Origin of the sequence: Cupriavidus nantongensis (assembly GCF_001598055.1) — a bacterium.
GTDB lineage: Bacteria > Pseudomonadota > Gammaproteobacteria > Burkholderiales > Burkholderiaceae > Cupriavidus > Cupriavidus nantongensis.
The window spans coordinates 277,974-303,738 of sequence record NZ_CP014844.1 but is presented as its reverse complement, the minus strand read 5'-3'; the positions used below and the strand labels follow the sequence as shown (position 1 = coordinate 303,738).

Sequence of the window (25,765 nt, the reverse complement as noted above, 5' to 3'; positions counted from 1 at the left end):
TCCCGTCAAAAAGGCTGAATGGCCGGGCGAGACGGAAACCAGTCCGCGGCCTTTGATCTTATTGGTTTCGGCAGTCTACCAGCGCTCAATATTCACGCCGACTCTTTGCCAATGCAAATCCGGCATGCGGCTTGCCGCCCGTCCCCCCTGTGGAATGATTGGGACAACCAGAGCACTACTACCGTGCTAGTTGTCCTTGCTGGCCACTGACAAATTTTGCTACAGACGTCCTCAAGGCGCGACCAGATTCAATTGCCCTGCAGTCCAACTGCCACATCCCGGAAAGACGCCAGCGCAGCTTCCAGATGCTCAATGATTTCCTGTTGCAGCACATCCGGTGGTGGCAGGTCATCTAGGTTGTCCAAGCTATTGTCCCTGAGCCAAAAGATATCCAGATTTGCTTTGTCTCGGGCGATTAACTCGTCATACCGGTAGAACTTGAAACGCTCGGTCTCTTTCCGCTCGTGGCGGTTCTCAGGGTGGTAGGAGGCGATGAAGTCCTGCAGATCATCCAGCTTGAGCGTGCGCGTCTTAAGTGTGAAGTGCTTGTTGGTACGCATGTCGTAGAACCACACGCCTTTGGTGTGCACACGGCCATCCTTGGGAGCGTTGTCGAAGAACACCACGTTCGCTTTAACGCCCTGTGCGTAGAAAATGCCGGTGGGCAAACGCAGAATGGTGTGCACATCGCAGGTCTCTAGCAATTTTCGGCGAATCTTTTCACCGGCGCCGCCCTCGAATAGCACGTTGTCGGGCAGCACCACAGCCGCCTTGCCGTCCACCTTCAGCATGCTCACAATGTGCTGTAGGAAATTGAGCTGCTTGTTCGACGTGGTTTCCCAGAAATCTTGGCGCTCATAGGTGAGTGCGTCACGGTCTTCCTCGCCTTCATCGTTGGTGATGGTCATGCTGCTCTTCTTGCCGAAGGGCGGGTTAGCGAGCACGTAGTCCACTTTCACCTTGGGCTCGGCAATCAGTGCGTCTGAACGATCCACCGAAGGCTCCCCGTCCAATTCGCCGATGTTGTGCAGAAACAGGTTCATCAGGCACAAGCGGCGCGTGTTGGCCACGATTTCGTTGCCCTGGAACGTGGAATCGCGCAGGAATTCCTTCTGTCGCTTGTTCAGCTTGGCACCGGGACGGGTCAGCCAGTTGTACGCGCCCAGGAAGAAGCCACCTGTGCCGCAGGCCGGGTCGGCAATGGTCTTCCCAGGAGCCGGGCGCAAGCACTCCACCATCGCCTGGATGATGGCACGCGGCGTGAAGTACTGGCCAGCACCGCTCTTGGTGTCTTCCGCATTCTTCTGCAACAGGCCCTCATAGAGATCGCCCTTGGTGTCGGCGTCCATACCCACCCAGCTTTGTTCGTCGATCATCTGCACCAGGCGCGAAAGCTTGGCCGGGTCCTGAATCTTGTTTTGCGCTTTGAAGAAGATGGCGCCCAGCATGCCCGTGCCCTGTCCCAGCTTGTGCAGCGTGGCCAGGTAGTGAGCTTCAAGCGGCTCGCCGGTTTTGCTGCGCAGGCTGGCCCAATCATGGCCCTTCGGGATGCGCGTGTTGCGGTTGTAGGGCTCCCGGGCATATTCATGTGCCATTTTCAGGAACAGCAGGTAGGTGAGCTGCTCCAGATAGTCGCCATAGCTCACACCGTCGTCACGCAGGGTGTGGCAGAAGTTCCAAACTTTCTGGATGAGGGATGATGTGTTCATAGAAGTGCTTCTACCCAAGCCTTGTCACGATGTGTGCCGATCGCAGATCGGAAGAAACTTGAGTATTCGTGGTCCGTAGATAAGTGCTCTTGCAAATGCGCGACGACTGCGGGGTGATGTCCAGCCAGGCGAATCAGATCATCCAGCAGACGCCAGGAGTTCTTCTTTGTCTCCGGTGTATTCCAGTCATTGAATCCAAGCCGGTCAATCGTGTACCGCGCGCGTTGGTTGTCCCAAGTACCAGTTAAGGCAAGAGGTTTGACCTCTCCATCGACACCGTGCGCCAACAACTCACAGTCGGCTTCATTGCACGGATCCAAGAGCCTTGGCTCCTCGGTGGTCAGAAGCGCTGTCGGCAGTGTGCACCGATGTGCTTCATCCCGAACCGGAAACTCGTTCGCCTTTCCATGCAAGACATCAGCCTCATCCTTCTCGGGTCGATTGCACCTTTGGCAAGAAAGGCGAAAGTTCCTCCACTCATAAGCCAGCCAGTAATACCCCTCGTGTCCTGCAAGCTCAACGCCGTCGACCGTGATTCCCAACTTCGGCCGAAAGTGATCAACGTCAAATGGCGCTCGATTACTTTTTGCTTCGCAGTACCAGCACTTGTAATGACTGACCTGGGAAAGCCACTTCTTCAGCTGCCCCCAGCTGGTGTGCTTCTTGATATAGGTCGACCGAATGTCATGTGTAGGGCATGCGCCAACGGCCGCGATCCTGGCGGCAGCAATCGTAAGCCACCGTTTTGGTGGATGGGAGGGCAGTGGAACCTGAACGAATCTCAATCTTTACCCTCCTGCAAGCCGTGAAGCAGGCTTTGCACCAAGGCGTCGAGAGCTTTCTGCTTGTTCTCGGGAGTGACGATGGCGCCATCAATTGCACCATCCGCGGTCAGATCAAATCTGGCGCGTACATACTCTTGCTCAAGCCGATCTCGCGAGGCGAAGTTGAAGTCCAAGCCTTCGAGGCGCTGCCGGATCTCGACCAATCTGTCGCGATCAGCATCGCAAAGAGGCTGCCGCTGCGTAGAGAGTTGATGCAAGGCGATCAAGTCTTCATTCGTGGCCCTATCCAAGCTTGAACCCAAGCCAAACATCTCGCTGGTCACAATGCCGGCGAAGCCCATGCCCTTTGGGTCAACAGCAGGGTTCTCGGCATGCACTGTGTGGGAACCTACTTGCCGATATAAGATCTGCACCTGCTCCCTCACCAGCTCCGCAATGGCCAAGGGGTTGTGAGTTGTCAGAACGATGTGGCTGTTGTCCTGGTCATCAGTGTTCTGTCCGACAAATGACTTGAGGTAGTTCAAGTACTTCACACACCATCGTGGGTTTAAATGCGTGTCTGGCTCGTCTAACAAGAACAAGCTTTCTTCCTCGGCGGTAAAGCGCAACAGTCCCAACACGGTAAGCAGTTGCTGTTCGCCTTCGCTGAGTTCTCGGAAGGTCACGCTGCCATCGTTCTTCTTCAAACGCACCCTGATGCGGATTTCTTCGATGAGTTCAGAGACGTAGGTACTTTCCAAGTCGCGGAAAAATTCGTTGGCAGGTTGGCTTCCTACAAAGGCCCTAAGCGACTCCACATCCTTGACGAACAAATACTTGTACTCATGCGCCGATTGATTCTTGTTCCAGATCGACTTCTTCAACCTCCTCTTTATCGTGATTGGCGCCAGCGACACCGTCATGAGGCGATCTAAGAATCGCTGAACCAGGCCTCTCGCGAACCAGAATCTGGGGTCGCCCTCTCTCGAGCTCCAAGGGGGCTCGCGCAAGACAAAGAGAACGGACTCGATCCCACTATCAGGGTCAATGCCCAGCTCTTGCTCCAGGAAGTCCTTTACCTTCTGGTCTGTTTGGATCAGAAACGCCAGAAGTACGAACTGACTGTGAACCGGCAATGCATAGAAGAGTCGCTTTGGCGCCGGATCGACCTTCGATGTCACTAGGTTCTGGTAGTAATCCTTTAGATATGGTTCAAATACTTCTTGCATGCGCGAGCTCTCGCCCGAGTAGTAGCTGAACACATAGCGAGGCAGATACTCGGCCTCGCCATTTAGGAAGGCCGTGAGCTTGATTGGCTCGCCCTGCGGTGTTTTATGCGCATCATTACCAAAGTCCAGAGCTCTGTCGACTAGGTCGTTTCGTCCAATTTTCTTGGCATCAGCGACGCGAATAAGAAACGCTTCCTTTTCACGATCTGGATCTGCGTCGATGTGGACGTAGCGCAAGTTCTCGCCGGCACCCATGCGGTACGAAAGCTTGAATGCGAATCGAGGAACCTCCTTTCGCTTCTCCGCCGACATCCCTTTGTAGGTAATCAGGTCGCGGAAGATGATGGCCAGCGCTTCCAGCACATTCGACTTACCAGTACCGTTCCAACCGATGACTACCGTGACCCAATGGTCTTGATCGAAGTCGATGGTGACATTCTTCAAGTTTTTGAACTGGTGCGTGGGGCTGTCCTTTGCGCTTCCGATGGTGAATTTGTCCAGGCGCATGCTCAAACCTCTAGCAGTTTCAGCTTGTCATATAGCTTGCGGCCTTGCTCATCGGCCACTGGCTCGACGGCCAAGCGGCCCGCCTTGTCCAGCGCGCGCAGCTCGGCGAAGAGCGTTTCGATCTGGTCAGTTAACGCGCCATCGGAAACACCACAGCGTCGAAAAGCCTCTTGCGCCGGCACCCAGTCGCCTGCTTCGGCGAGCACGTCGATCAATTGGCTCACCACGGCGGCGATCTCCTTTTTCTGTTTGGTCTTACGGGTCTTTGGCTGTTTGGCACGTTCTGCCCTCTCGGCGCGGATGCGTTCAAGCAACACACTGGCGTGCTCGTCATTCGGGTCTTGCGGTACCAACTGGCCGGCGAAGGCAGCGCGGAGAATGTTTTGGCGTTGGGCTATGGATTGCATTAGTCCACGCTCAATGGCGGCCTCTTGCTCCGCGATCTGAGCGAACTGATCCGAAAGCCGCCGGACTATCTCCGCTTGTTCCACGTTACTCGGCAGAGGGAACTCCAATTCAGCAAACCGCCCGGCGCCCAAGTGCGCAATGTTGGTTGTGATCTTTGCAATTCTTCGGAAGCGACCCGAGTGCATGTAATGCCGGAACAGGATCAACGCAAAGTCTGGAATAACTGATGCTTCGGTGCGGAACCGAATAAGCGTGTTTGTAAAGCACGCCCTTGGAAGCTCATTCCTATAAATCGCGGGGCGGCCTACCAATTCCAAACTCTGCCCCTCATTGAGCAGAATGTCGTTGTGGCCCAACTTGAACGTCTCTTCGTCTTCCGCAGAAAAGTGCATCTCCTTCACGTCAGAGATATCAATGCGATCTTCAAAAACGTTGGCAACGCGCAGGTACGGAACCATGTTGGGGCCACTGTGAAACTGCGGGGCCCGTTGCCGACCTAGCTGAACGTCTCCAGCCTGATCCACACTCGCCCACGCCCATCCCTCCGGAAGTACCGGCAAATCGGTGGTATTCGGCTGCACTGGGTCAGGATATTTCTTTTGCCAGTCATTGGGGGGGAGTTTGCCTTGTTCCTTGAATTTGGCGAGTTGCTTGGCTTCCCATCGGGTGCGGCGCTCGGTGAGAATGCGTTCCAGCAGTTGGGCGCCTGTTTCGGTGGCAGCGGCGAGCTCGCGCTGTGCTTCGCGCCACGGGGCAGTGAGCGTACCTTCAACGGCTGCCTTGAGCAGGGACTTGCGGTATTGCCGCAGCTTCTTCTGAGCAGCCTTCAGCTCTGCTACGCCGACGTCGAGTTCAGACAGCAGTTCTTCGAGCTTGGCGACGATGCGGGCCTGCTCCGCCATAGGGGCGAGGCGCATTCTCAAAGCCCTAATTTTGGTGAGATTGACACGAGGCCGCGTCGTGCCTTTGGTTTGCTCTTTGAACTGATCTACAACGTTATCCGAATTGATTTGATGGCAAAGAAAGCTCACATCAGCCCAGCAATGGGTTACGCGAGCTCTAACAACATCTGCGACAAGCACACCCGTCGGGATGTTGGACGGTGCTAGACACGCTTTGCCTAGAGGGTCACCGAGCTTTGTGATGAGTATGTCGTTGGGCATGAACGTATGCCGCTCCAGCTCGTCAGCCTTCTCCAAAGTCACGAACTGAATGTTCTTGGCGACGAACCGATTCCGATCAATGTTCTGAAGTCGGGCGATAGGAATGCCGGCCGAAACATACTCGCTCGCCTTCAAATTCGAGCCAAAAGGACCATCAACAACATCGTCGCCCGGATGAACGAAAAGTTCGCCAAACTCAACTTCGATCCATCCGTTTGGCAGATCAGCTTCTTGGCTCACGCTACCAACTCCTCATTCATCTCATTCATCAGCGTATCCAGCTCACTGCCAAAAAGACCCCAAGCCCTCTGCAGACCACCCTTGTCGGCGAGTTCGGCATAATCAAAATCCTCGCGCGAGATCGAGCATGAACTCGCAATGTGGTCCTTCATTAGCCGAAGCCATTCGGTCTGCTCCGGCGTAAACGACGTGCCGCGTTGCGCGTTATGGCGGAAGATCCAGGCCTGGAAGCGGCGGTCCACCTCGTCTGCAAAGGGCTTGAGCTCCGCGCCCTCGCCATCCAGCCCCAAAGCGAAGCGCAGGAGGCTGACCAGATCGGTAAGCTGGCGGCGGATCGTTGCTCCTTTCACTTGCCCCCCCTGCAATCGGGCATAAGCGCTCCACAAGCGTTCGGTGGTTAGCATCAGCGGCGGTCGGCTCAGGTGCTCGTGCAACTCTTCGATCATCCGGAAGGTAAGTGCGCGGCGCTGGTAGGGCTGCTGGTAGAAGAAGCGCAGTGCGGCGATCTCGTCCTTGTGCTGGCGGATAAAATTTGCAAAGGTTTGGACCACCATCTTGTTCTGAGCTTCAGCTTGATCCGAGAAGCCCGAGAAGGTGACCTGATCAAGATTGATATGGTCGATGACTTGCTCGCGATCGCGGCGGGCGCTTTCGATTTCATCGCGCAGTTCGGGCTTGTCGAACGGCGCGCAGGCGGCGGCCACGCGGCTGGCGCGGGCGGCTTCGATTTCTTTCGGCAGCAGCGTGTCTTCGCTGCGGGTAATGCCGTTGGCCTTGGCTGCGGCGAGTGCAGTTTGCACGATGGCGTCCGGGTCCAGCGCAGTGATGAGCGCCTTGCCCAACTCGCCGACAGGGATGCCGCCGCTGAGCTTCTCGATGCGCGCTTTCGCCTTGTCGTCGAGCTGCTTGTTAAGGCGCACGAGGCGGTTGGCCAGCGATAACACAGTGTCGTCGTCGCGGCTTCCCATGGCCACGCCTTGCAACAGGTCCTTGAGCGCGATGCCGGGCTTCTTTTCCAGTGGACGGCTTTCGGTCTTGCAGGATTTTTCAACGCCCACGGCATCGATTAGCACAAAGCGCGTCTTTGCGCCTTCGGCACTGTTGCTCACGCGCTTGAGGCTGTCCGCATCGAGGCTGCGCACGCCGCGGCCTTTCATCTGCTCATAATAGCCCTTGCTGCGCACGTCCCGCATGAAGAGCAGCACCTCCAGAGGCTTTACGTCGGTGCCGGTGGCTATCATGTCCACCGTAACGGCAATGCGGGGGTTGTAGTCATTCCGGAAGCTGCTGAGGATGCTGTCGGCGTCTTCCTCAGCGCGATAGGTGACCTTCTTGCAAAAGGCGTTGCCTTGACCATAGACCTCACGCACGATGTTGATGATGTCGTCGGCGTGGCTGTCGGTCTTCGCAAAAATCAGGGTCTTAGGCGTTTCCTTGCGCGCAGCGAAGATATGGGTCTCTACCGCAGTTTTCATGGCTTGAATGACCCGGCGGATCTGGCTTGTGTTGACCACTGAGCGATCCAGCTCCTTGCCGGTATAGACATTGTCTTCTTCCGTTTCTCCCCAGCGCTTTTTGCGCGTCTGGCGGTCTCGATGGTCCACCCACTCTTTGGCCTTGAGTTCAGCGCCTTTCTGTGTGATTTCGGTAACGATCTCGAAGACGTCATAGCCGACGTTGACACCATCAGCGACGGAGTCTTCATAGCTGTATTCCGCAACGATGTTCTCGTTGAAAAAGCCGAAGGTGCGCTTGTCGGGCGTGGCGGTAAGGCCGATCAAGAAGGCGTCAAAGTAATCGAGCACCTGCTTCCACAGGTTGTAAATGCTGCGGTGGCACTCGTCGATGATGATGAAGTCAAATTCTTCGACCGGAATGGTCGGATTGTAGCGAACAAGCTTTTCCTGCTTGACGGTTTGCTGCACCTCGTTGAGCGATATGTCTTCGGCGGACTCGTCGATGGGTTCGCCGGAGAGTATGGAGTACATGCGCTGGATGGTACTAATGCAGACTTGCGCATGCGGGTCGATGCTGGCAGAGGCCAGCCTCTGTACGTTATACAGCTCGGTGAACTTGCGGCCGTCGTCCGGCGGCGTGTAGGCCATGAACTCCTGGTGCGCCTGCTTTCCAAGGTTGCGCGTGTCGACAAGGAAGAGGATGCGCTTCGCACCTCCGAACTTGAGCAGACGGTAGACGGCGGTAATAGCAGTGAAGGTCTTGCCTGCACCGGTGGCCATGTGGATCAAGGCGCGTGGCTTGTTTTGTGCCAGCGACTTCTCCAGTCCGGTCACAGCGCCGATCTGGCAGTCGCGCAGATTGCGCTCGGACAGCACCGGCATGCTGTCGACGAGGCGGCGACGAAGGGCGTCTGGCTGCGCAAGCCATGCAGCAAGCTGCTCAGGCCTGAAGAAGTGGGAAAGCTCGCGCGAGCGGGGCGCGGGATCGGCGTTGTCAGTGAAGCGGATGATCTGGCCCGTGGCTTCAAAAAGAAAGCGAAGCGGGATGTTGCCCTTACGCCATTTGAGGTTGGCGGTGGCGTAGCGCTCGGTCTGGCTCTCCGCCACAGTGAGGTTTTCACCGGCGTTGTCCTTCTTCGCTTCGATCACTCCGCAGGCGGTGCGATTGATGAAGAGCACGTAGTCAGCCGGACCTGTATCCGTGGGGTACTCGCGCACGGCTACACCAACACCCGCAGACAGGTCGATCTGGTTTAAGTCCTGAACTACCCAGCCGGCTTGGTTGAGCTTTTGGTCGATCTGTTGACGGGCCTTGATTTCCGGCGTCATGGATATCCCTCGGTCTATCAGCTCACGTTGACGTCCGCCTCACCGATTTCTTGACCAATCCACTGCTTACGTCAACCAAAAGGCGATGGTGAACCGGAACGTCGACTTCCTGCGCAGCGTCACGGGATTCACACAAGTACGGCTAATTCCGGTTTCCTACATTTCGCACTGAATCAAACATCAATATTCCGCGCCACCAACGCATTACTCTCAATAAAGTTCCTACGCGGCTCGACCTCATCCCCCATCAGCGTAGTAAAGATCTGATCCGCCGCAATAGCATCCTCAATCTGCACCTTCAGCAGACGCCGCTGCGTAACATCCAGCGTTGTCTCAAACAGCTGCTCAGGGTTCATCTCACCAAGACCCTTATAGCGCTGACGCGAAACGCCACGCTCGGCTTCAGCAAGCAACCACTGCATAGCCCCGTGGAAATCATTCACGGTCTGATCGCGAAGTTTCTCACCTTCACCCCGCTGCACCTTAGTCCCTTCCGGCGTCAGCCCCTGGAAAGTCTTGGCAGCATTGGAGAGCGCAGCGTAGTCCGCCCCATGAACAAAATCCGCATCCAGATGCGACAACCGCACGTTGCCGTGGTGGCGCCGCGCAATCATTAGGCGATGCTTGTCGGTCTTCTCGTCGAACTGGGCATAGACGTCCGCAGTGCCATCATCATTCACCGCAGCCCCAATCAACGTCTTAGCATGCATCTCCGCCAACTTAGCCTTCAACGCCACCGCTGAAGCCTCCGCCGCCGCCGCACTATCCAGATCCAGCGTCACCCCATCCGCAATAGCCCGCAGCGCGTCGGTATCCACAACCCGCGACAAGCGACCAATCACCCCTTCAGTCAGCTGGTACTGACGAGCCAGTTCCGTCAGCGCATCCCCACTGATTTCCGACCCATCCGGCCGAACCAGCGACGCCTTCTCCATCGCCAACTTCAACAGATAAGCATTCAGCTCGACATCATCCTTGATATACCGCTCATCCTTCCCATGCTTGATCTTGTACAGCGGCGGCTGCGCGATATACACATAGCCGCGCTCGATGATGTCAGGCATCTGCCGATAGAAGAACGTCAGCAGCAGCGTGCGGATGTGCGATCCATCCACGTCCGCGTCGGTCATGATGATGATGCGGTGGTAGCGCAGCTTGTCCAGGTTGTAGTCGTCCTTGCCGATGCCGGTGCCTAGCGCGGTGATCAGCGTCAGCACTTCCTGGCTGGAGAGCATCTTGTCGAAGCGGGCGCGCTCTACGTTCAGGATCTTGCCCTTGAGCGGCAGGATGGCCTGGAACTTACGGTCGCGGCCCTGCTTGGCGGAGCCGCCTGCGGAGTCACCCTCGACCAGGAAGAGTTCCGACTGGGCGGGGTCTTTTTCCTGGCAGTCGGCCAGCTTGCCGGGCAGGCCCATGCCGTCCATCACGCCCTTGCGGCGGGTCATTTCGCGGGCCTTGCGGGCGGCTTCGCGGGCGCGGGCGGCGTCGACGATCTTGCCGCAGATGGTCTTGGCGTCGGCGGGCGTTTCCAGCAGGAAGTCGGTCAGGGCCTTGCTGACGAGTTCTTCCACGGGCAGGCGCACTTCGGACGAGACCAGCTTGTCCTTGGTCTGCGAGCTGAACTTGGGCTCGGGCACCTTTACGGACAGCACGCAGGCCAGGCCTTCGCGCATGTCGTCGCCGCTGGTTTCTACCTTGGCCTTCTTGGCGATCTCGTTTTCTTCGATGTACTTGTTGATGACGCGGGTCATCGCGGCGCGCAGGCCGGTCAGGTGGGTGCCGCCATCCCGCTGCGGGATGTTGTTGGTGAAGCAGAGCACCTGCTCGTTGTAGCCGTCGTTCCACTGCATGGCCACTTCCACGGCGATGCCGTCTTTCTCGGCGTTGGCGTAGAAGATGTTGGGGTGCAGGGTGGTTTTGGCGCGGTTGATGTACTCGACAAAACCCTTCACGCCGCCGGAGAAGGCAAAGTCTTCTTCCTTGCCGGTGCGCTGGTCGGTTAGCTTGATGTGGACGCCGTTGTTCAGGAACGAGAGTTCGCGGATGCGCTTGGACAGCACCTCATAGTGGAACTCGACGTTGGTGAAGATTTCTTCATCCGCCAGGAAGTGGACTTCGGTGCCGCGCTTGTCGGTGGCGCCGGTGATCTTCATCGGCGAGACTTCAACGGGCTGGCCGTCGGGGCCGGGCACGGTCTCGATGATGCGGTTCTGCACTTCGCCCTTGGCGAATTCGATCAGGTGGACCTGGCCGTCGCGGCGCACGGTCAGGCGCAGCCACTTGGACAGCGCGTTCACGCACGACACGCCCACGCCGTGCAGGCCGCCGGAGACCTTGTAGCTGTTCTGGTTGAACTTGCCGCCGGCGTGCAGCTCGGTCATGGCGATTTCGGCCGCGCTGCGCTTGGGTTCGTGCTTGTCGTCGAACTTGACCAGCGGCGGGATGCCGCGGCCGTTGTCGACGATGGAGATCGAGTTGTCGCTGTGGATGGTGACCTGGATCTCGGTGCAGTAGCCGGCCAGCGCTTCGTCGATGGAGTTGTCCAGCACCTCGAACACGAGGTGGTGCAGGCCGGTGCCGTCCGACGTGTCGCCGATATACATGCCCGGGCGCTTGCGCACCGCCTCCAGGCCTTCCAGGATCTGGATCGAGGAGGCTCCGTAGGTGTTTTCCTGTTGCGGATTCTGCTGTTCGGTCATGTCTTTCCTACTTACGGCGAATGCGGGATCGGGGCCGGGCGGGCATGGCTGGCATGCCGGCGGCGGGGCGCGATGGGTCCGCATGGCGGGTTACTAAAAACGGCAAAAGGGGCGGATCGTCGTAACGATCCTGCCCCCGCGGCGGGATGGTCATCCCCTGGACGGTCCGGCCGGGGCCGGGTGTCGTAGCGTGCCGTTTGCTGCTCCGGTATTTGTCTGCGCTGGTTGTGGCACAGGTCCTGTCACCGGATCATCAGATGCGCATCGGCATGACGACGTACTTGAAGTTGTCGTCGTCCGGCACGGTGATCAGCGCGCTCGAATTCGAGTCGCCGAGGCTGACCTGCACCTGCTCGGTCTTCAGGTTGGCAAGCACGTCGAGCAGGTAGGTCACGTTGAAGCCGATATCGAGCGCGTCGCCCGAGTAATCGAGTTCCAGCTCTTCCTGCGCCTCTTCCTGGTCGGCGTTGGTGGAGCTGATCTTGAGCATGTGCGTGTCGAGGATGCAGCGCACGCCCTTGAATTTGTCGGTGGTCAGGATCGCGGTGCGTTGCAGCGCCTGCTGCAGCTGCACGCGGTCGATCGCGAAGGCGTTCTTGTAGCCCTTGGGAATCACGCGCTGGAAATCCGGGAACTTGCCTTCGACCAGCTTGGAGATCAGTTCGATATTGGCGAACGTGAACTTGACCTGGTTGGCGGCCAGCTGCACCGTGACCGGATCGTCGTTGTCTTCCAGCAGGCGCTGCAGTTCCAGGATGGTCTTGCGCGGGATGATGACTTCCTGGCGCGAGCCAACACCAGCCGCTTCGTTTTCCAGCTCGACGCCGCAGTAGGCCAGGCGGTGGCCGTCGGTGGCGACTGCCATCACCTTCTTGCCGTCCACCACCAGCAGCATGCCGTTCAGGTAGTAGCGGATGTCCTGCTGCGCCATGGCGAAGTGGACCATCGCCAGCAGGTGCTTGAAGGTCTTCTGCGGCAGGCTGACGCTGGCGTTGAATTCGCTGGCTTCGGCCACGGTCGGGAATTCTTCGGCGGCCAGCGTCTGCAGGGCAAAGCGGCTCTTGCCGGATTGCACCGTCATGCGCTTGTCGTTGAGCGACAGGGCCACGTCGCCGTCGGGCATGGCACGCAAAATGTCCAGCAGCTTGCGCGCGGCCACGGTGGTGGCGACGCTGTCATTGCCGACGCCGCATTCCGCATGCGTGGTGATCTGGATTTCGATGTCGGTCGACAGGAAGGATACGTTCGACCCGGACTTGCGAATCAGCAGGTTGGCCAGGATCGGGAGGGTGTGGCGGCGCTCCACGATGCCGCTCACGATTTGCAGCGGACGCAGCAGGTTGTCTCGCGAGGTTTTGACCAATTGCATTGAATTTATCCTTCGTCGTTTGTAATCGGCGACCGCAGAACGCAAACAACTCCAAATTCACTTAGGAATCAAGGAGTTAATGTGCCATTGTACCAAGGATAAGCCGCTGCGGTGAAGCGGGGCGGGACCGGCCGGCGGGCCAGCTGTGCCCAAAAAGCCACGCTGGCGCCAATCGTTCTTGCCATCCCGTCCCGACTCACCGCAAAGCCTTATCAGTGGCCACTTTCCGGACACTTGCCCCGGCGTCGCTGACGTTAATTCCCCAGGCGCCACGGGATGTCCGTGGCGCGCACCCTACAGTATGCCAGCCCGGCGGGGCTGGCCCTTCAAAACACCGTCCCGGGAGCGCCCCGGGTCCGGCCGGCGATCATCCCTTGAGCGTCTGCTCCAGCACGTGCAACTCGTGGTTGAGCTGCGCATCCTTGCTGCGTTCGTCGGCGATCTTTCGCACGGCGTGCAGCACGGTGGTGTGGTCGCGGCCGCCGAAGAGTTCGCCGATCTCCGGCAGGCTCTTCTGCGTCAGCTCCTTGGCCAGGTACATCGCGATCTGGCGCGGCCGGGCAATATTGGCAGGCCGCTTTTTCGAATACATGTCAGCGACCTTGATGTTGTAGAAATCCGCGCAGGTCTTCTGGATGTTCTCGACCGAGATCTGGCGGTTCTGCACCGTCAGCAGGTCCTTCAGCGCTTCGCGCGTCACTTCGATGGTGATGTCCTTGCCGTGGAAGTTGCTGAACGCCAGGATCTTGCGCAGCGCGCCTTCCAGCTCGCGCACGTTGGAGCGCAGGTGCTTGGCAACGAAGAAGGCGACTTCTTCCGGCACGTTCACGTTCTCGGCGGCGGCCTTCTTCATCAGGATCGCCACGCGCATTTCCAGCTCGGGCGGCTCGATCGCCACGGTCAGGCCGGAATCGAAGCGCGAGATCAGGCGGTCGTCGATGCCGGTGATTTCCTTGGGGTAGGTATCGCTGGTGATGATCACCTGCGCCCGGTTGGCGATCAGGGCCTCGAAGGCGTAGAAGAACTCTTCCTGCGTGCGGTTCTTGCCGGAGAAGAACTGGATATCGTCGATCAGCAGCAGGTCCAGCGAATGGTAGTAGCGCTTGAACTCGTCGAAGGCCTTGCGCTGGTACGCCTTGACCACGTCGGACACGTACTGCTCGGCGTGGATGTAGCGGATGCGCGCGCGCGGGTTCTCCATCAGCATGTGGTTGCCGATGGAATGGATCAGGTGGGTCTTGCCCAGGCCGACGCCGCCATAGAGATACAGCGGGTTGTAGGACTTGCCCGGGTTGTTGGCGACCTGGATCGCGGCGGCGCGCGCCAGCTGGTTGGCCTTGCCGGTGACGAAATTGTCGAAGGTCAGGATCGGGTTCAGGCGCGAGCGCTCGTGCACCGTGTCGCTGGGCTGGTGGCCGGGCATCGGCGCGGCGTTGCCCATCGCGGCATGCGGATGCTGGCCCTGCTGCGGGGCGCGGTAGGAGCGGGCGCTGGCTTCGGCGGGGTCCATCTGGACCACGTCGATCTCGCCCAGGTCGGCGTTGTGCTGCTGATGGTGCTGCTGATTGTGCTGCGGGTGGTGCTGGCCGGGATGCTGGCCCATGCCCTGGCCACGCGCGCCGGCCGGAACCGGGGCGGCGGAGGGCATGCCGGCCGGGTTACCGGTCGGGTGGCCATATGGCGGCTGGCCCAAGCCGTACGCGGCCGCGGTGGGGTATTCGCCATAGCCGGGCTGCGCGGGCTGGCCAGGCATGGCAAACGGGGCCTGGCCGCCCATCGATTGGCCGGGCTGGGCGCCGGGATAGCCGCCCATGCCCGTACCCGGTGCTGCGTGATGCTCCATGCGGTCCATACCGCCCGCGCCCATGCCAGGCTGGGCCGGCTGCATATAGGCAGCGGCGCGGCCCGACGCGGCGGGATCGAGCACGAACTGGACGCTGACCTGCGCTTCCCAGTATTCGCAGGCGAGGGCGGTGATGCGCCCTGAAAACTGACTCTTGACCCAGTCGAGCTTGAAACGGTTGGGCGCAGCAATCCGCAGCGCATGCGTTTCTTCATCGAACGCAACGGGCGCCAGCGGCTTGATCCACGTTTTGAACTGTTGCGGCGTCAGCTCGCGCTCGAGTTGCGCGGCTGCCGCCTGCCAGAAATCTTGCATTGTTTGTTGTTGAGTAATCGCACCCCACGCTGCCTTGCCAGCAGCACTGGGTACGCCACGGGCGGCGTATGCGCCGCGCATTCCGGACCGCCTCGGCCGTATTGGGAATCGATTCCCTCCGCCAAGGGCACCGCGGCATGCCATGCCGCCGGCAGCGAACCTTCTGGCTCGCCGCACTGGCGTGCGTAAACTCATGCGTTGTCGCGGTGGGGGCCCGGGTTGCGCCTGCGCCACGCAGCCCGTGTTGTGTTTGGACCCGGATTGTACCCCCGCCCCTGAGTTATCCACAAAGGATAAGTCTGTGGACAACTTGTGCAAATGCAGTGGATTGATGTGCACAACCCTTGCTGCGATGCGGGTTTCTGGGGGGCGGAAATGGGCAAAATTTCAGGCAAAACAGGGACTTCGCCTGTGGATGGCCGGGTTAGAGGTGGCCTTCGGGGCACTGCTGGTTGCCCACTGCCCGTTGTGGACAATGGCGCACCACCGGGCTTGCGGCGCTGTGGCGATTGTGCCGTCGCACACAGACTGCTGCCTTGACAGCGTCGCGGAAAATCGTTTAAATGGCGGGTTCTGCGATGCGGCAGGGGATCACGTATGCGCATCGCCGGGTCTGGCCTGTCCGTGCCGTCCGCGCCCACAGGCTACCTGCCTGCAGCGCGCGCCCTTCGGCCGGCAGCTAAGACAGAACCAGAATCGTCGGACACGCCGCTGCAGTTCCCTCGCAAGCGGCAACCCCATGCGAACCATACGCGGCGGCCACGGCACCCCGGCACCGGCCGGAGTCGGGCGAGCCAAGATCAACCAGAGAGTGCAACATGAAACGTACCTACCAACCTTCCGTTACCCGCCGCAAGCGTACCCACGGTTTCCGCGTGCGCATGAAGACCCGCGGCGGCCGTGCCGTCATCAACGCTCGCCGCGCCAAGGGCCGCAAGCGCCTGGCGATCTAAGGGCCGGGCGACCGGTCCGGACCGCGGCAACGCGGTCCAGGCCAACCGCCTCGCTGTCCGGATGGCCGGTAGCTTGCCGCAGGGTGCAGTGTTCCCGCTAGCTTTGCCAGGCGTGTCTACCTTTGCCTTTCCCAAAGCCGCGAGGCTGACAAAGACGGATGAGTTTTCATCCGTTTTTGCTTTGCGGCCCCGGCGGCGCAGCACTCACTTCGTGCTCTATGTACGCCCGAACGATCGGCCGGAAGGCCGGCTGGGCGTGGTGGTGGGCAAGAAGTTCGCGCCGCGCGCCGCCGAGCGCAACCTGGTGAAGCGCATGGCGCGCGAGCTGTTCCGCCAGCGCCGCGAACAACTGGGTGGCCGCGACGTGCTGCTGCGCCTGCAAGCGAAGTTTCCGCGCGCGGAATTTGCGACGCGCGCGGCGGTCCGAAGGGCATGCGCGGCGGAAATCGCCAGCCTGCTCGAGGTAGCGGCCAGGCCACTGCCGCCACCCGCGCCGCCTGCCTCGCCTCCGGCACCGCCCACCGCGGCGCCACCGGCGAGCCCCTCGCAAAGCCAGCCACCAGGCCAGCCAGCCTGACCGCCCCGCCATGAAGCGAATCCTGCTAGCCCTGCTGCGCGTCTACAAGATCGCCCTCAGCCCTTACCTGGGCTCGCAGTGCCGCTTCCTGCCGACCTGTTCCGACTACGCCCGCGACGCCATCGTCCATCATGGCGCCGCGCGCGGCAGCTGGATGGCCGCCTGCCGGCTGTGCCGCTGCCATCCTTTCGCCCAAGGCGGGTATGATCCCGTGCCGGGCACGGAAGCTGACACGCCAGTCCATGCCGCCACAGGCCGAGCGCCAGTGGCAATCCGTCTGCCCAGACCCTGATTTTTCCGACCACAGCCAGACATGGATATCAAACGCACCATCCTCTGGGTCATCTTCTCGATGTCCCTCGTGCTGCTCTACGACAACTGGCAGCGCGCCAACGGCCATGCGTCGATGTTCTTCCCGAGCACGACGCAGCAGCAGGCCGCTTCGGCGCCGGCCGCCAGCGGCGCGGCCGCGCAGGGCGACGTGCCCAAGGCCAACGTCCAGCCGGGCGCAGCGGCACCGGCCGCGGGCGCCGCGCCGCAGGCCGCGGCCCAGCCCACCGGCGAGAAGATCGTGGTGACCACCGACACGGTGCGCGCCGAGATCGACACCGCCGGCGGCATCGTGTCGCGCCTGGAGCTGCTCAAGGAGCATGAGAAGGACGGCAAGCCGGTGGTGCTGTTCGAGCGCGACAACGTGCGCACCTACATGGCGCGCTCGGGCCTGATCGGCGGCGACCTGCCCAACCACACCACGCTGTTCACCGCGACTCCGGGCCCGCGCACGCTGGACGGCGCCGAGCAGCTGCAGGTGGTGCTGAGCGCCGAGAAGAACGGCGTGAAGCTGGTCAAGACCTACACCTTCCGCAAGGGCAGCTACGTGGTCGACAGCAAGTTCGACGTGACCAACGCGGGCACCGCGCCGGTCTCGCCGACGCTGTACCTGGAACTGGCGCGCGACGGCAGCAAGGTCGAGCAGTCGCAGTTCTACAGCACCTTCACCGGTCCGGCGGTCTACACCGACGCCGACAAGTACCACAAGATCGACTTCGAAGACATCGCCAAGGGCAAGGCCACCGTGCCGGCCGCCGCCAACAACGGCTGGGTGGCGATGGTGCAGCACTACTTTGCCTCGGCCTGGATTCCGCAGACCGGCAAGGAGCGCAGCTTCTATGTGCAGCAGATCGATCCGCACCTGTACCGCGTGGGCATCCAGCAGCCGCTGGGCGAACTGGCCCCGGGCGCGAGCGTGAGCACCGATGCGCGCCTGTTCGCCGGCCCGCAGGAAGAGCACATGCTCGAGAAGATCGCCCCGGGCCTGGAGCTGGTGAAGGACTACGGCTGGCTGACCATCCTGGCCAAGCCGCTGTTCTGGCTGCTGGAGAAGCTGCATGGCTTCCTGGGCAACTGGGGCTGGTCGATCATCGCGCTGACGGTGCTGATCAAGCTGGTGTTCTTCCCGCTGTCGGCGGCGAGCTACAAGTCCATGGGCAAGATGAAGGACCTGCAGCCGCGCATGACGTCGATCCGCGAGCGCTACAAGAACGACCCGCAGAAGATGAACCAGGAGATGATGGCGCTGTACCGCACCGAGAAGGTCAACCCGCTCGGCGGCTGCCTGCCCATCGTGATCCAGATCCCGGTGTTCATCGCGCTGTACTGGGTGCTGCTGTCGTCGGTGGAAATGCGCGGCGCGCCGTGGCTGGGCTGGATCAAGGACCTGTCGGTGCCGGATCCGTTCTACATCCTGCCGATCGTGATGGCCGTGTCGATGTTCGTGCAGACCAAGCTGAACCCGACCCCGCCGGATCCGGTGCAGGCCAAGGTGATGACCATCATGCCGCTGGTGTTCTCGGTGATGTTCTTCTTCTTCCCGGCCGGCCTGGTGCTGTACTGGGTGGTGAACAACATCCTGTCGATCGCGCAGCAGTGGCAGATCAACCGGATGCTGGGCAAGGGCAAGGCCGCGGTGGTGGCCAAGAGCTAAAGCCTGTTGCAAGATGCGGTGATGGAAGCCCGGCAGAGATGCCGGGCTTTTTGTTTTTTGCTGAGGGCTGAGGGCTTTCGCGATCCCGACGGTTTGCTCCCCTCTCCCGCGCGCGGGAGAGGGGCCGGGGGAGAGGGCAGGCGCTGGCATACCGACGCGCTTTACTTCGTGGACATTCCGGCCCTCTCCCCCACCCCTCTCCCGCAAGCGGGCGAGGGGAGCCTGGTTCAAGCGGTGTTGGCTGCGGCTGGCCTGCGCTGGCTGCGGCAGGCGTATGCTACTGGCCTGCTCTTACCGTCAGGAGACCCCCATGAGCTGGTCCGCCCACCAATACGTCGCCTTCGAAGACGAACGCACCCGCCCGGTCCGTGACCTGGTGGCTGCCATTCCCAACGAGATCGCGCGCAGCGCCGTGGATATCGGTTGCGGCCCCGGCAATTCCACCGAGGTGTTGCTGGCGCGCTATGCCGGCGCCTCGGTGACCGGGCTGGACAGCTCGCAGGACATGATCGACGCCGCGCGCAAGCGCCTGCCCGACGTGCAGTTCCGCGTGGCCGACATCGGCGCCTGGGACGAGGCCGGCCCGTATGACGTGATCCTGGCCAACGCGGTGCTGCAATGGCTGCCCGACCACGGCCGTTTGTTTCCTGAGCTGGTCTCGAAGCTTTCCGAGGGCGGCACGCTCGCCGTGCAGATGCCGGACAACCTGGAAGAACCCGCGCACCAGCTGATGCGCCGGGTGGCGGCGGAAGGCCCGTGGGCCGACAAGCTGGCCGGCGCCAGCAAGGCCCGCGCCGAACGCGCGCCGGCGCGCTGGTACTACGAGCTGCTGCGCCCGCTGTGCCAGCGCGTGGACGTATGGCTGACCACCTACCACCATCCGCTCGCCGGCGGCCCGGCCGCGGTGGTGGAGTGGTTCAAGGGCAGCGGCCTGCGCCCGTTCCTGCAGCCGCTGGACGAGGCCGAGCGTGCCGCCTACCTGGCGCGCTACCAGACCGAGATCGCCAACGCGTACCCGGCGCTGCCGGACGGTTCGGTGCTGCTGCCGTTCCCGCGACTGTTCATCGTCGCGACGCGCTGAACCCTCATTAAGAGGGCTTGTGGCAGACCGCCTCGATGTTGTGGCCGTCAGGGTCCAGCACGAAGGCGCCGTAGTAGTCGGGGTGGTAGTGCGCGCGCACGGCCGGTGCGCCGTTGTCGCGCCCGCCCGCGGCCAGTGCCGCGCGATGGAACGCATCGACGGTCGCGCGGCTGTCGACGCGGAATGCCACGTGCACCGGCGGCTGGTTGGGCGTGCCGCGGTGGATCCAGAAGTCGGGATGGCCGGGCGTGCCGAAGCCGGCCACGTCGGTGCTGCCGGTGACGCTGGCCGGGAATTCCTTGTCCAGCACGTAGCCGATGGCGCCCAGCGCGGCCTGGTAGAAAGCGCGGCTTTTCTCGTAATCGCTGACGCTGACGCCGGTGTGGTCGATCATGGGTGGCTTCCTTTGTCGATGGTTGGAGCGGGCGGGTCTCAGGCCAGGTCCAGCACGCTCATGGTGGCGTTGAGCCGGCTCACCAGCACGGATTCGCCATGGACGTCGGCAAACACGTCGGCCTCGACCACGATGATGGAGCGGCCGGACTTGAGCACGTCGGCGCGGCAGCGCAGCCGTTCGCTGCGCACGGCCCGCAGCAGGTTGATCTTGAACTCCGCGGTGACCACGTGCTGGCCAGCTTCCAGGATGGTGGAGGCGGCCGCGCCGGCGGTGTGATCTGCCATGGTGGCCTGCACGCCCGCGTGGACGATGCCGCCGTGCTGAAGATGGCGCGCCGTGATGGCCAGCGTCGACTCGCACCAGCCGGGCCCGCAGTCGGCCAGCGCGATGCCGACGTCGTTGACGAAGGCGGCCTGGCGGAAGCCGGCCTCGATGGTGTCGCGCAGCAGCAGCCGTTCCTGTTCGGTGGTCATGGCGGTCCTCGTGGGTGGGCACTGGTCCTGACGGATCTGCGCATTCCAGCGTGAAGGCCGCGGCCTGTCAACCGACCGGAAGCGGCGCTGGCGCCGCATACCGCCCAAGCGCGTGCCGTCGCCTACACTGAAGGCATCTGCGTCCCGCGTGCGCGCCTGACCGCATGCAGTCCGCCATGAACGCCGACGCCAAATCTCCCAGGCTGCGCCGCAAGACGCGGCCCGCCGCTGCCTTTGCCGCGCTGGCGCAAGCCAGCCTGGCGCGCATCGACGCGCTCCTGGACCAGCTGCAGCGCCGCGACGACCCGGAAGACCTGCACCAGCTGCGCATTGCGCTGCGCCATGCGCGCGCGGTGGTCTGGGCCATGGGCCCGGCCCTGCCGCGGCAGGAGCGGGACCGCTGGAAGCGCGACCTGCGCACACTCGCGCGCGCCACCAGCGCGGCGCGCGACTGGGACGTGTTCCTGGCCGAGACCATCGGCCCGGCCCGCGAACAGGAGCCTGACGACACCGTACTGGCCGCCATTGCCGACACCGCCCGGCAGCGCCGCAACGCCGCGCGCGAGGCGATGCTGGCGGCGCTGGCTACCTACCGCGACTGGCCGCTGCCGGCGCTGCATCGCGACCTGGCGCACCTGGCGCATCTTGCCGGCCGCGCCCGCAACGACCGCACCCGCCTCGCGTCGTTTGCACGCCAGCGTGTGCGCCGTGGCCGCAAGCAGCTGCGGGCGCTGGCGAGAAGCGCCCGCGATGGCGATCCCGTCGCCGTGCACGCGCAGCGCATCGCCGGCAAGCGGCTGCGCTACGTGATCGAGGCGCTGGCGCCGGTGCTGCCGGCGCGCTATACCAGGCGCCTGCACCGCAAGCTGGTCAAGCGGCAGGCCCGGCTGGGCCGGCAGGTCGACGGCATCGTCGCGCGCCGCCTGCTGGCCGAGTGCCTGGAGCTGCAGGCGATGCCGGACCATGCGGCGCCGCCGCTGCCCGGCGCCAGTTGACCACTCCGCCAGCCATGGCGGCCCCGCCACCAGGTGCCAAGCGAACCGCACCCGCGCACCCGATCTGCGACAATACCGCCATGACTGCTCCCCAGCTTCCCATTGCCGCCATCGCCACCGCGCCCGGCCGCGGCGGCATCGGCGTGGTGCGCGTGTCCGGCCCCGATGTCGGCCCCGTGATGCGCGCCGTCTGCGGCCAGGCACTGAAGCCGCGCCACGCCACCTACCTGCCGTTTCTCGACGGCAACGGCAAGGTCATCGACCACGGCCTGGCGCTGTATTTCCCGGCGCCCAATTCCTATACCGGCGAGGAAGTGCTGGAGCTGCAGGGCCACGGCGGCCCGGTGGTGATGCAGATGCTGCTGACGCGCTGCCTGCAGGCTGGCGACGGCATCGGCCTGCGCCTGGCCGAGCCCGGCGAGTTCACGCGCCGCGCCTTCCTCAACGACAAGCTCGACCTGGCCCAGGCCGAGGCCGTGGCCGACCTGATCGAAGCCAGCACCGAGGCCGCGGCGCGCTCGGCCGCGCGCTCGATGGAGGGCGAGTTCTCCAACGCGATCCGCCAGCTGGTGGACAAGGTCATCCACCTGCGCATGCTGGTCGAGGCCACGCTGGACTTCCCCGAGGAAGAGATCGATTTCCTGGAACAGTCCGACGCGCGCGGCCAGCTTGCCACCATCCGCGATGAACTGGGGGCGGTGCTGGCGCAGGCGCGCCAGGGCGCGCTGCTGCGCGAAGGCCTGTCGGTGGTGCTGGCGGGCCAGCCCAATGTGGGCAAGTCGTCGCTGCTGAACGCGCTGGCCGGCGCGGAACTGGCCATCGTCACGCCGATTGCCGGCACCACGCGCGACCGCGTGCGCGAGACCATCCAGATCGACGGCATCCCGCTGCATATCATCGACACCGCCGGCCTGCGCGAGGAAGCCGCCGACGAAGTCGAGCGCATCGGCATCGAACGCACCTGGGACGCCATCCGCCGCGCCGACATCGTGCTGCACCTGGTCGACGCCACCGACTACCTGCGCCACGGGCTGTCCGAGATCGACGACGCCATCGACGACAAGCTCAGCGGCCAGCTGCCGCCCGGCGCGCCGATCGTGCGCATCGTCAACAAGATCGACAAGGCCCCCGCGGTGGGCGAGATGATGTTCGGCGGCAACCGCCCGCACGTAGTCGCCGCCAACGGCCCCAACCCGACCGAGATCTGGATCTCGGCCCGCACCGGCGCCGGCATTGAGCTGCTGCGCCGCGAGCTGCTGCGGCTGGTGGGCTGGCAATCCGGCAACGAAGGCACCTTCCTCGCGCGCGAACGGCACCTGACCGCGCTGCGGCAGGCGCAATCGCACCTGGACGTCGCCGCCGAACAAAGCCAGCGCCAGGCCCAGGCGCTGGACCTGTTCGCGGAAGAACTGCGGCTGGCGCAGGAACACCTGAACAGCATTACCGGCGAGTTCACCAGCGATGACCTGCTGGGGACGATTTTTACGCGGTTTTGTATTGGGAAGTAGGGCGGGGCAAGCCGGCGTGTCCCAATGGCTCCGCGCACGCGGCAAGGCGACGTGGCCGGCGTTCCCGACGCTGTACGCGTGCTTTTGCGGCAGCCGGGCGCATAATTCGCCTTTCGCCTTTTTTACCTTCCGCTTTCACTACGCAGGACCCTCCCGATGTTGAACCGCACCCAGCAGATCCTCATTGCCATCGTCGCCGTGGCCGTCCTTGGCATGTTGTGGTTTGCCGGCAATGACCGCCGCGACGATGTTGGCGGCGCCGTGCCCGACGTGCCGGCCGATGCGCTGGCCGCGGCCAGCGCGGGGCCGGCGAGCGAGGTTCGTGGCGTGCCGCGCAACGGCACGCTGGACCCGGTCAGCATCGACCCGCAACGCCCCGCCGACCGGCTGCCGCAGCTGCAGGCCGATGCGCTGCTGGCTGCCTATCGCGACAATCCCGGCAAGGCGGATCGCGACTACCTTAACCAGTACCTGATCGTCGAAGGCGTGGCCAGCGGCATCCGCCGCGACGGCGAGCAGGTCTTTGTCGATATCCGCACCAACGACCCGGGCGCCAATGTGCGTGCGCTGCTGCTGCCGCGCCAGATCTGCGGCCCGGCCGGGCGCGAGTGCGAAGTGGAAGCCCGCGCCACCATGGTGCGGCGCGGCCAGAAGGTGGCGGTGGAGTGCAACGGCGCGGGCCTGGCTGACGGCATGCCGCTGCTGCGCGACTGCCTGCTGCGCGGCGGCGCCAACTGATCGCACCCGCGACGATTCCGGAGTTACCCCGCCATGCAATCCGTACTGTCCGTGCTTGCCATCCTGATCATGGTGGCGACCCTCGCCGGCGTGATCTCGCCCGCCTGGCTCAGCCAGACGCTGTTCGGCGGCAAACCCGTGACGCGCGTGCAGGTGGCGGTGGTCGGCGTGTGCCTGGCGGCGCTCTGCCTGGTGCTGGTGGGCCGGCTGGCGCAGGGCGGCGGCTGAGGCGTCATCCGCAGCGCTATCCGCCACCCATCCGCAACACCAGAAGCGACCGTTTTGCGCTTCTGTTTGCCCGATTGGAACGGCCTGCCGGCGCCTACAGTGTGAAGGTATGCGGTGGCGCATGCGCCTTGTCGTGGCGCGCCGCCCAGCCCTCCAGGACATTCCATGAACCATGCACTGCTGGCGGCCTGCGCGGGCCTGCTGCTGACCGCCTGCTCGACCTACCAGGCCGTGACGCCGGTCGACCGCCTTGATCCCAACGATCCCGTGGTCGCGTTCCAGCTGCCAGCCGGCGGCGGCCCGCTGGGCAACTACGGCGCCCACGGCACGCTGCTGTGCGTGGTGGTGAACCCGGTCAGCGGCAATGACTTTGTCGAGGACTTCCTGTCGTCGCTGCGGCGGCGCAATTTCGAGGTGAAGGTGCTGCAGGCGCAGACCTCGATCGCGGCATGCCCGATGGTGGCGCTGTACACCGCGCGCAGCGCCTGGTACTGGAACACCTACCTGAACAACGCCGACATCACCGTGTTTCTCAATGGCGACCGGGTCGGCAAGGCGATCTACAACGCCAACCGCAGCGCGGGCGGGCTGAACCTGAGCAACTTCGTGCAGCCGTCGTCCAAGCTCGATGAGCTGGTCGAGCAGCTGTTCCCCGGCATGCTGCCGCCTCCGCCGCCGGCGGGCACGGCGCCCGCGCCGGCAGCCTAGCCGATTCTGCATTCAACCGGAGGGCCGCGCCATGAGCCTGTGCGCAGCATCCTGCCGGGCGCAGCCGCGCCCGGCCCAGCGTACCCGGGTCAGCGCTCCAGCCGTCCCAGGCGCACCACGGTCACGCCCGGGCGCAACTGGCGCAGCGACGGCATCACCAGCACGCAATCCGGATACGGCGTCACCACCGGCTCGCCGTCGCGCCAGCCGATTACGGTCCCGGCCTCGGTAAAGGTCTCGAGCCCGGTGTAGGGGCCGGCAAAGCGGAAGTCCATGCTGGTGGCCACCACCGGCTCGGTCACGCGCACCACGCGCTGCGCGGCGGGCAGCGGCTGCAGCCAGCCGGTGGGCAGGTCGCTGGGCTCGACGATGCCGGCATGCAGCAGGAAGCGCGCGGTGCTGTCCTGCGCCACCGTCACGGCGGCGGGCTCCCAGTGCTGGCCGCATTCGATCAGCAGCGCGTTACGCGGGCTGGCGGCGTCGCCGAAGCCATCGTAGTCGCGCATGCGGCGGCCTTCGGGATGGCCTTCGTCGACGATCACATCGGCCGGCGCACCAAGCGCGCGCGACAGGGCGATGCCCTTGTCCAGCGGACCGGAGACGATCAGCGGCCGGCTTTTCTCGTGCATCGAATGCAGGTCCAGCAGCAGGTCGACGGTATCGATTACCGGGCGCATGGCGCGTGCGCGGCGCAGTTCCGAGGAATCGAGGCTGGCGTCATCGAGCACCTTCGCGGTCCACACGCGGTTGAAGTCCTGGTCGACGAAGCGCGAGGCATCCGGGCTGGCGGGATCGAAGCGGTGGTACGCGTCGACGTTGGCAAAGGCCAGCGTCAGCCGGCCGCGGCGCGGGCGCAGGCCGTGGTCCAGCAGCGCCTTGACCGCGATCGCGCCGCAGACTTCGTTGCCATGGGTCAGCGCGTTGACCATCACGTGCGGACCGGGCTGGCCGCTGTCGAAGGTGTAGAGGTAGGGGATGCCGGTGTTGCCGGCGGCGTAGGGGCGGATGTCGGGGAAGGCGACGTCGACGGGGTAGGCTTCGAGGGGTGCGGTGGGCTGGTGAGTCATGGAGTCGGTGCGTTCAGGGTGCCT

Annotated in this window: 21 protein-coding genes; 10 read left to right on the top strand and 11 right to left on the bottom strand. The window is 63.1% G+C overall.

Features of this window, described 5'->3' with window-relative positions; all coding sequences use genetic code 11:
* Nucleotides 1-248: 248 nt before the first annotated feature.
* The 8 genes from A2G96_RS01290 to dnaA form a co-directional block, all read right to left on the bottom strand.
* Nucleotides 249-1,709: a class I SAM-dependent DNA methyltransferase gene (locus A2G96_RS01290; protein WP_062796058.1), complete on the bottom strand. Its 1,461-nt coding sequence runs from the start codon at nt 1,707-1,709 to the stop codon at nt 249-251.
* Nucleotides 1,706-2,494: an HNH endonuclease family protein gene (locus A2G96_RS33015; RefSeq protein ID WP_150124036.1), complete on the bottom strand. Its 789-nt coding sequence runs from the start codon at nt 2,492-2,494 to the stop codon at nt 1,706-1,708. Before A2G96_RS33015 ends, A2G96_RS01290 begins: the two co-directional genes overlap by 4 nt.
* Nucleotides 2,491-4,209 carry an AAA family ATPase gene (locus tag A2G96_RS01285; protein ID WP_062796056.1) on the bottom strand — a complete coding sequence of 573 codons (1,719 nt, stop codon included), beginning with the start codon at nt 4,207-4,209 and terminating at the stop codon, nt 2,491-2,493. The genes A2G96_RS33015 and A2G96_RS01285 overlap by 4 nt, the downstream gene beginning before the upstream one ends.
* A 2-nt stretch (nt 4,210-4,211) precedes the next feature.
* Nucleotides 4,212-6,020 (bottom strand): restriction endonuclease subunit S, encoded by a 1,809-nt coding sequence (locus A2G96_RS32155; RefSeq protein WP_082818814.1) that lies wholly within the window; start codon nt 6,018-6,020, stop codon nt 4,212-4,214.
* Nucleotides 6,017-8,806, bottom strand: a complete 2,790-nt coding sequence (locus A2G96_RS01270; protein WP_062796049.1) for a type I restriction endonuclease subunit R — start codon at nt 8,804-8,806, stop codon at nt 6,017-6,019. Before A2G96_RS01270 ends, A2G96_RS32155 begins: the two co-directional genes overlap by 4 nt.
* Nucleotides 8,807-8,979: 173 nt before the next feature.
* The gene (gene gyrB, locus A2G96_RS01265; RefSeq protein WP_062796047.1) at nt 8,980-11,505 is read right to left on the bottom strand and encodes a DNA topoisomerase (ATP-hydrolyzing) subunit B; all 2,526 of its coding nucleotides are present in this window, start codon (nt 11,503-11,505) and stop codon (nt 8,980-8,982) included.
* A 253-nt stretch (nt 11,506-11,758) separates the two neighbouring features.
* Nucleotides 11,759-12,874, bottom strand: a complete 1,116-nt coding sequence (gene dnaN, locus A2G96_RS01260) for a DNA polymerase III subunit beta (protein ID WP_062796045.1) — start codon at nt 12,872-12,874, stop codon at nt 11,759-11,761.
* A gap of 367 nt (nt 12,875-13,241) precedes the next feature.
* Nucleotides 13,242-15,032, bottom strand: a complete 1,791-nt coding sequence (gene dnaA, locus A2G96_RS01255) for a chromosomal replication initiator protein DnaA (RefSeq protein ID WP_062796043.1) — start codon at nt 15,030-15,032, stop codon at nt 13,242-13,244.
* Between the two features lie 818 nt (nt 15,033-15,850).
* On the opposite strand from dnaA, the gene rpmH reads away from it, so the two are divergent.
* The 5 genes from rpmH (at nt 15,851) to tam (ending at nt 19,627) form a co-directional block, all read left to right on the top strand.
* Entirely contained in the window at nt 15,851-15,985 is a 135-nt protein-coding gene (rpmH, locus tag A2G96_RS01250; RefSeq protein ID WP_008650850.1) for a 50S ribosomal protein L34, read from the top strand.
* Nucleotides 15,986-16,046: 61 nt separating this feature from the next.
* Nucleotides 16,047-16,562 carry a ribonuclease P protein component gene (gene rnpA / locus A2G96_RS01245; RefSeq protein WP_417926428.1) on the top strand — a complete coding sequence of 172 codons (516 nt, stop codon included), beginning with the start codon at nt 16,047-16,049 and terminating at the stop codon, nt 16,560-16,562.
* A gap of 10 nt (nt 16,563-16,572) precedes the next feature.
* Nucleotides 16,573-16,854 carry a membrane protein insertion efficiency factor YidD gene (yidD, locus tag A2G96_RS32150; RefSeq protein WP_082818812.1) on the top strand — a complete coding sequence of 94 codons (282 nt, stop codon included), beginning with the start codon at nt 16,573-16,575 and terminating at the stop codon, nt 16,852-16,854.
* Between the two features lie 21 nt (nt 16,855-16,875).
* The gene (gene yidC, locus A2G96_RS01240) at nt 16,876-18,546 is read left to right on the top strand and encodes a membrane protein insertase YidC (protein WP_062796039.1); all 1,671 of its coding nucleotides are present in this window, start codon (nt 16,876-16,878) and stop codon (nt 18,544-18,546) included.
* Between the two features lie 310 nt (nt 18,547-18,856).
* Complete coding sequence (gene tam / locus A2G96_RS01235; protein WP_062796037.1) at nt 18,857-19,627, top strand: trans-aconitate 2-methyltransferase; 771 nt, start codon at nt 18,857-18,859, stop codon at nt 19,625-19,627.
* Nucleotides 19,628-19,634: 7 nt separating this feature from the next.
* Here the strand turns inward: tam and A2G96_RS01230 are convergent, their stop codons facing one another.
* Nucleotides 19,635-20,021, bottom strand: coding sequence for a VOC family protein (locus A2G96_RS01230; RefSeq protein ID WP_062796035.1), 387 nt, complete (start codon nt 20,019-20,021; stop codon nt 19,635-19,637).
* 38 nt (nt 20,022-20,059) lie between these two features.
* Nucleotides 20,060-20,497, bottom strand: coding sequence for a PaaI family thioesterase (locus A2G96_RS01225; protein ID WP_062796033.1), 438 nt, complete (start codon nt 20,495-20,497; stop codon nt 20,060-20,062).
* 176 nt (nt 20,498-20,673) lie between these two features.
* Between A2G96_RS01225 and A2G96_RS01220 the strand changes: the two genes are divergently transcribed.
* The 5 genes from A2G96_RS01220 (at nt 20,674) to A2G96_RS01200 (ending at nt 24,674) form a co-directional block, all read left to right on the top strand.
* A complete protein-coding gene (locus tag A2G96_RS01220) occupies nt 20,674-21,492 on the top strand; it encodes a CHAD domain-containing protein (protein ID WP_062801997.1) in 819 nt (272 codons plus the stop codon).
* Between the two features lie 80 nt (nt 21,493-21,572).
* The gene (gene mnmE / locus A2G96_RS01215) at nt 21,573-23,000 is read left to right on the top strand and encodes a tRNA uridine-5-carboxymethylaminomethyl(34) synthesis GTPase MnmE (protein ID WP_062796031.1); all 1,428 of its coding nucleotides are present in this window, start codon (nt 21,573-21,575) and stop codon (nt 22,998-23,000) included.
* 156 nt (nt 23,001-23,156) lie between these two features.
* Nucleotides 23,157-23,738 carry an OB-fold putative lipoprotein gene (locus A2G96_RS01210; protein ID WP_062796029.1) on the top strand — a complete coding sequence of 194 codons (582 nt, stop codon included), beginning with the start codon at nt 23,157-23,159 and terminating at the stop codon, nt 23,736-23,738.
* A 33-nt stretch (nt 23,739-23,771) separates the two neighbouring features.
* A complete protein-coding gene (locus A2G96_RS01205; RefSeq protein ID WP_062796027.1) occupies nt 23,772-23,966 on the top strand; it encodes a hypothetical protein in 195 nt (64 codons plus the stop codon).
* Between the two features lie 165 nt (nt 23,967-24,131).
* Nucleotides 24,132-24,674, top strand: coding sequence for an Sbal_3080 family lipoprotein (locus A2G96_RS01200; protein ID WP_062796025.1), 543 nt, complete (start codon nt 24,132-24,134; stop codon nt 24,672-24,674).
* Between the two features lie 89 nt (nt 24,675-24,763).
* Here A2G96_RS01200 and A2G96_RS01195 read toward each other — a convergent pair whose 3' ends face one another.
* Nucleotides 24,764-25,741, bottom strand: a complete 978-nt coding sequence (locus A2G96_RS01195; protein WP_062796023.1) for a M14 family metallopeptidase — start codon at nt 25,739-25,741, stop codon at nt 24,764-24,766.
* Between the last annotated feature and the right edge of the window lie 24 nt (nt 25,742-25,765).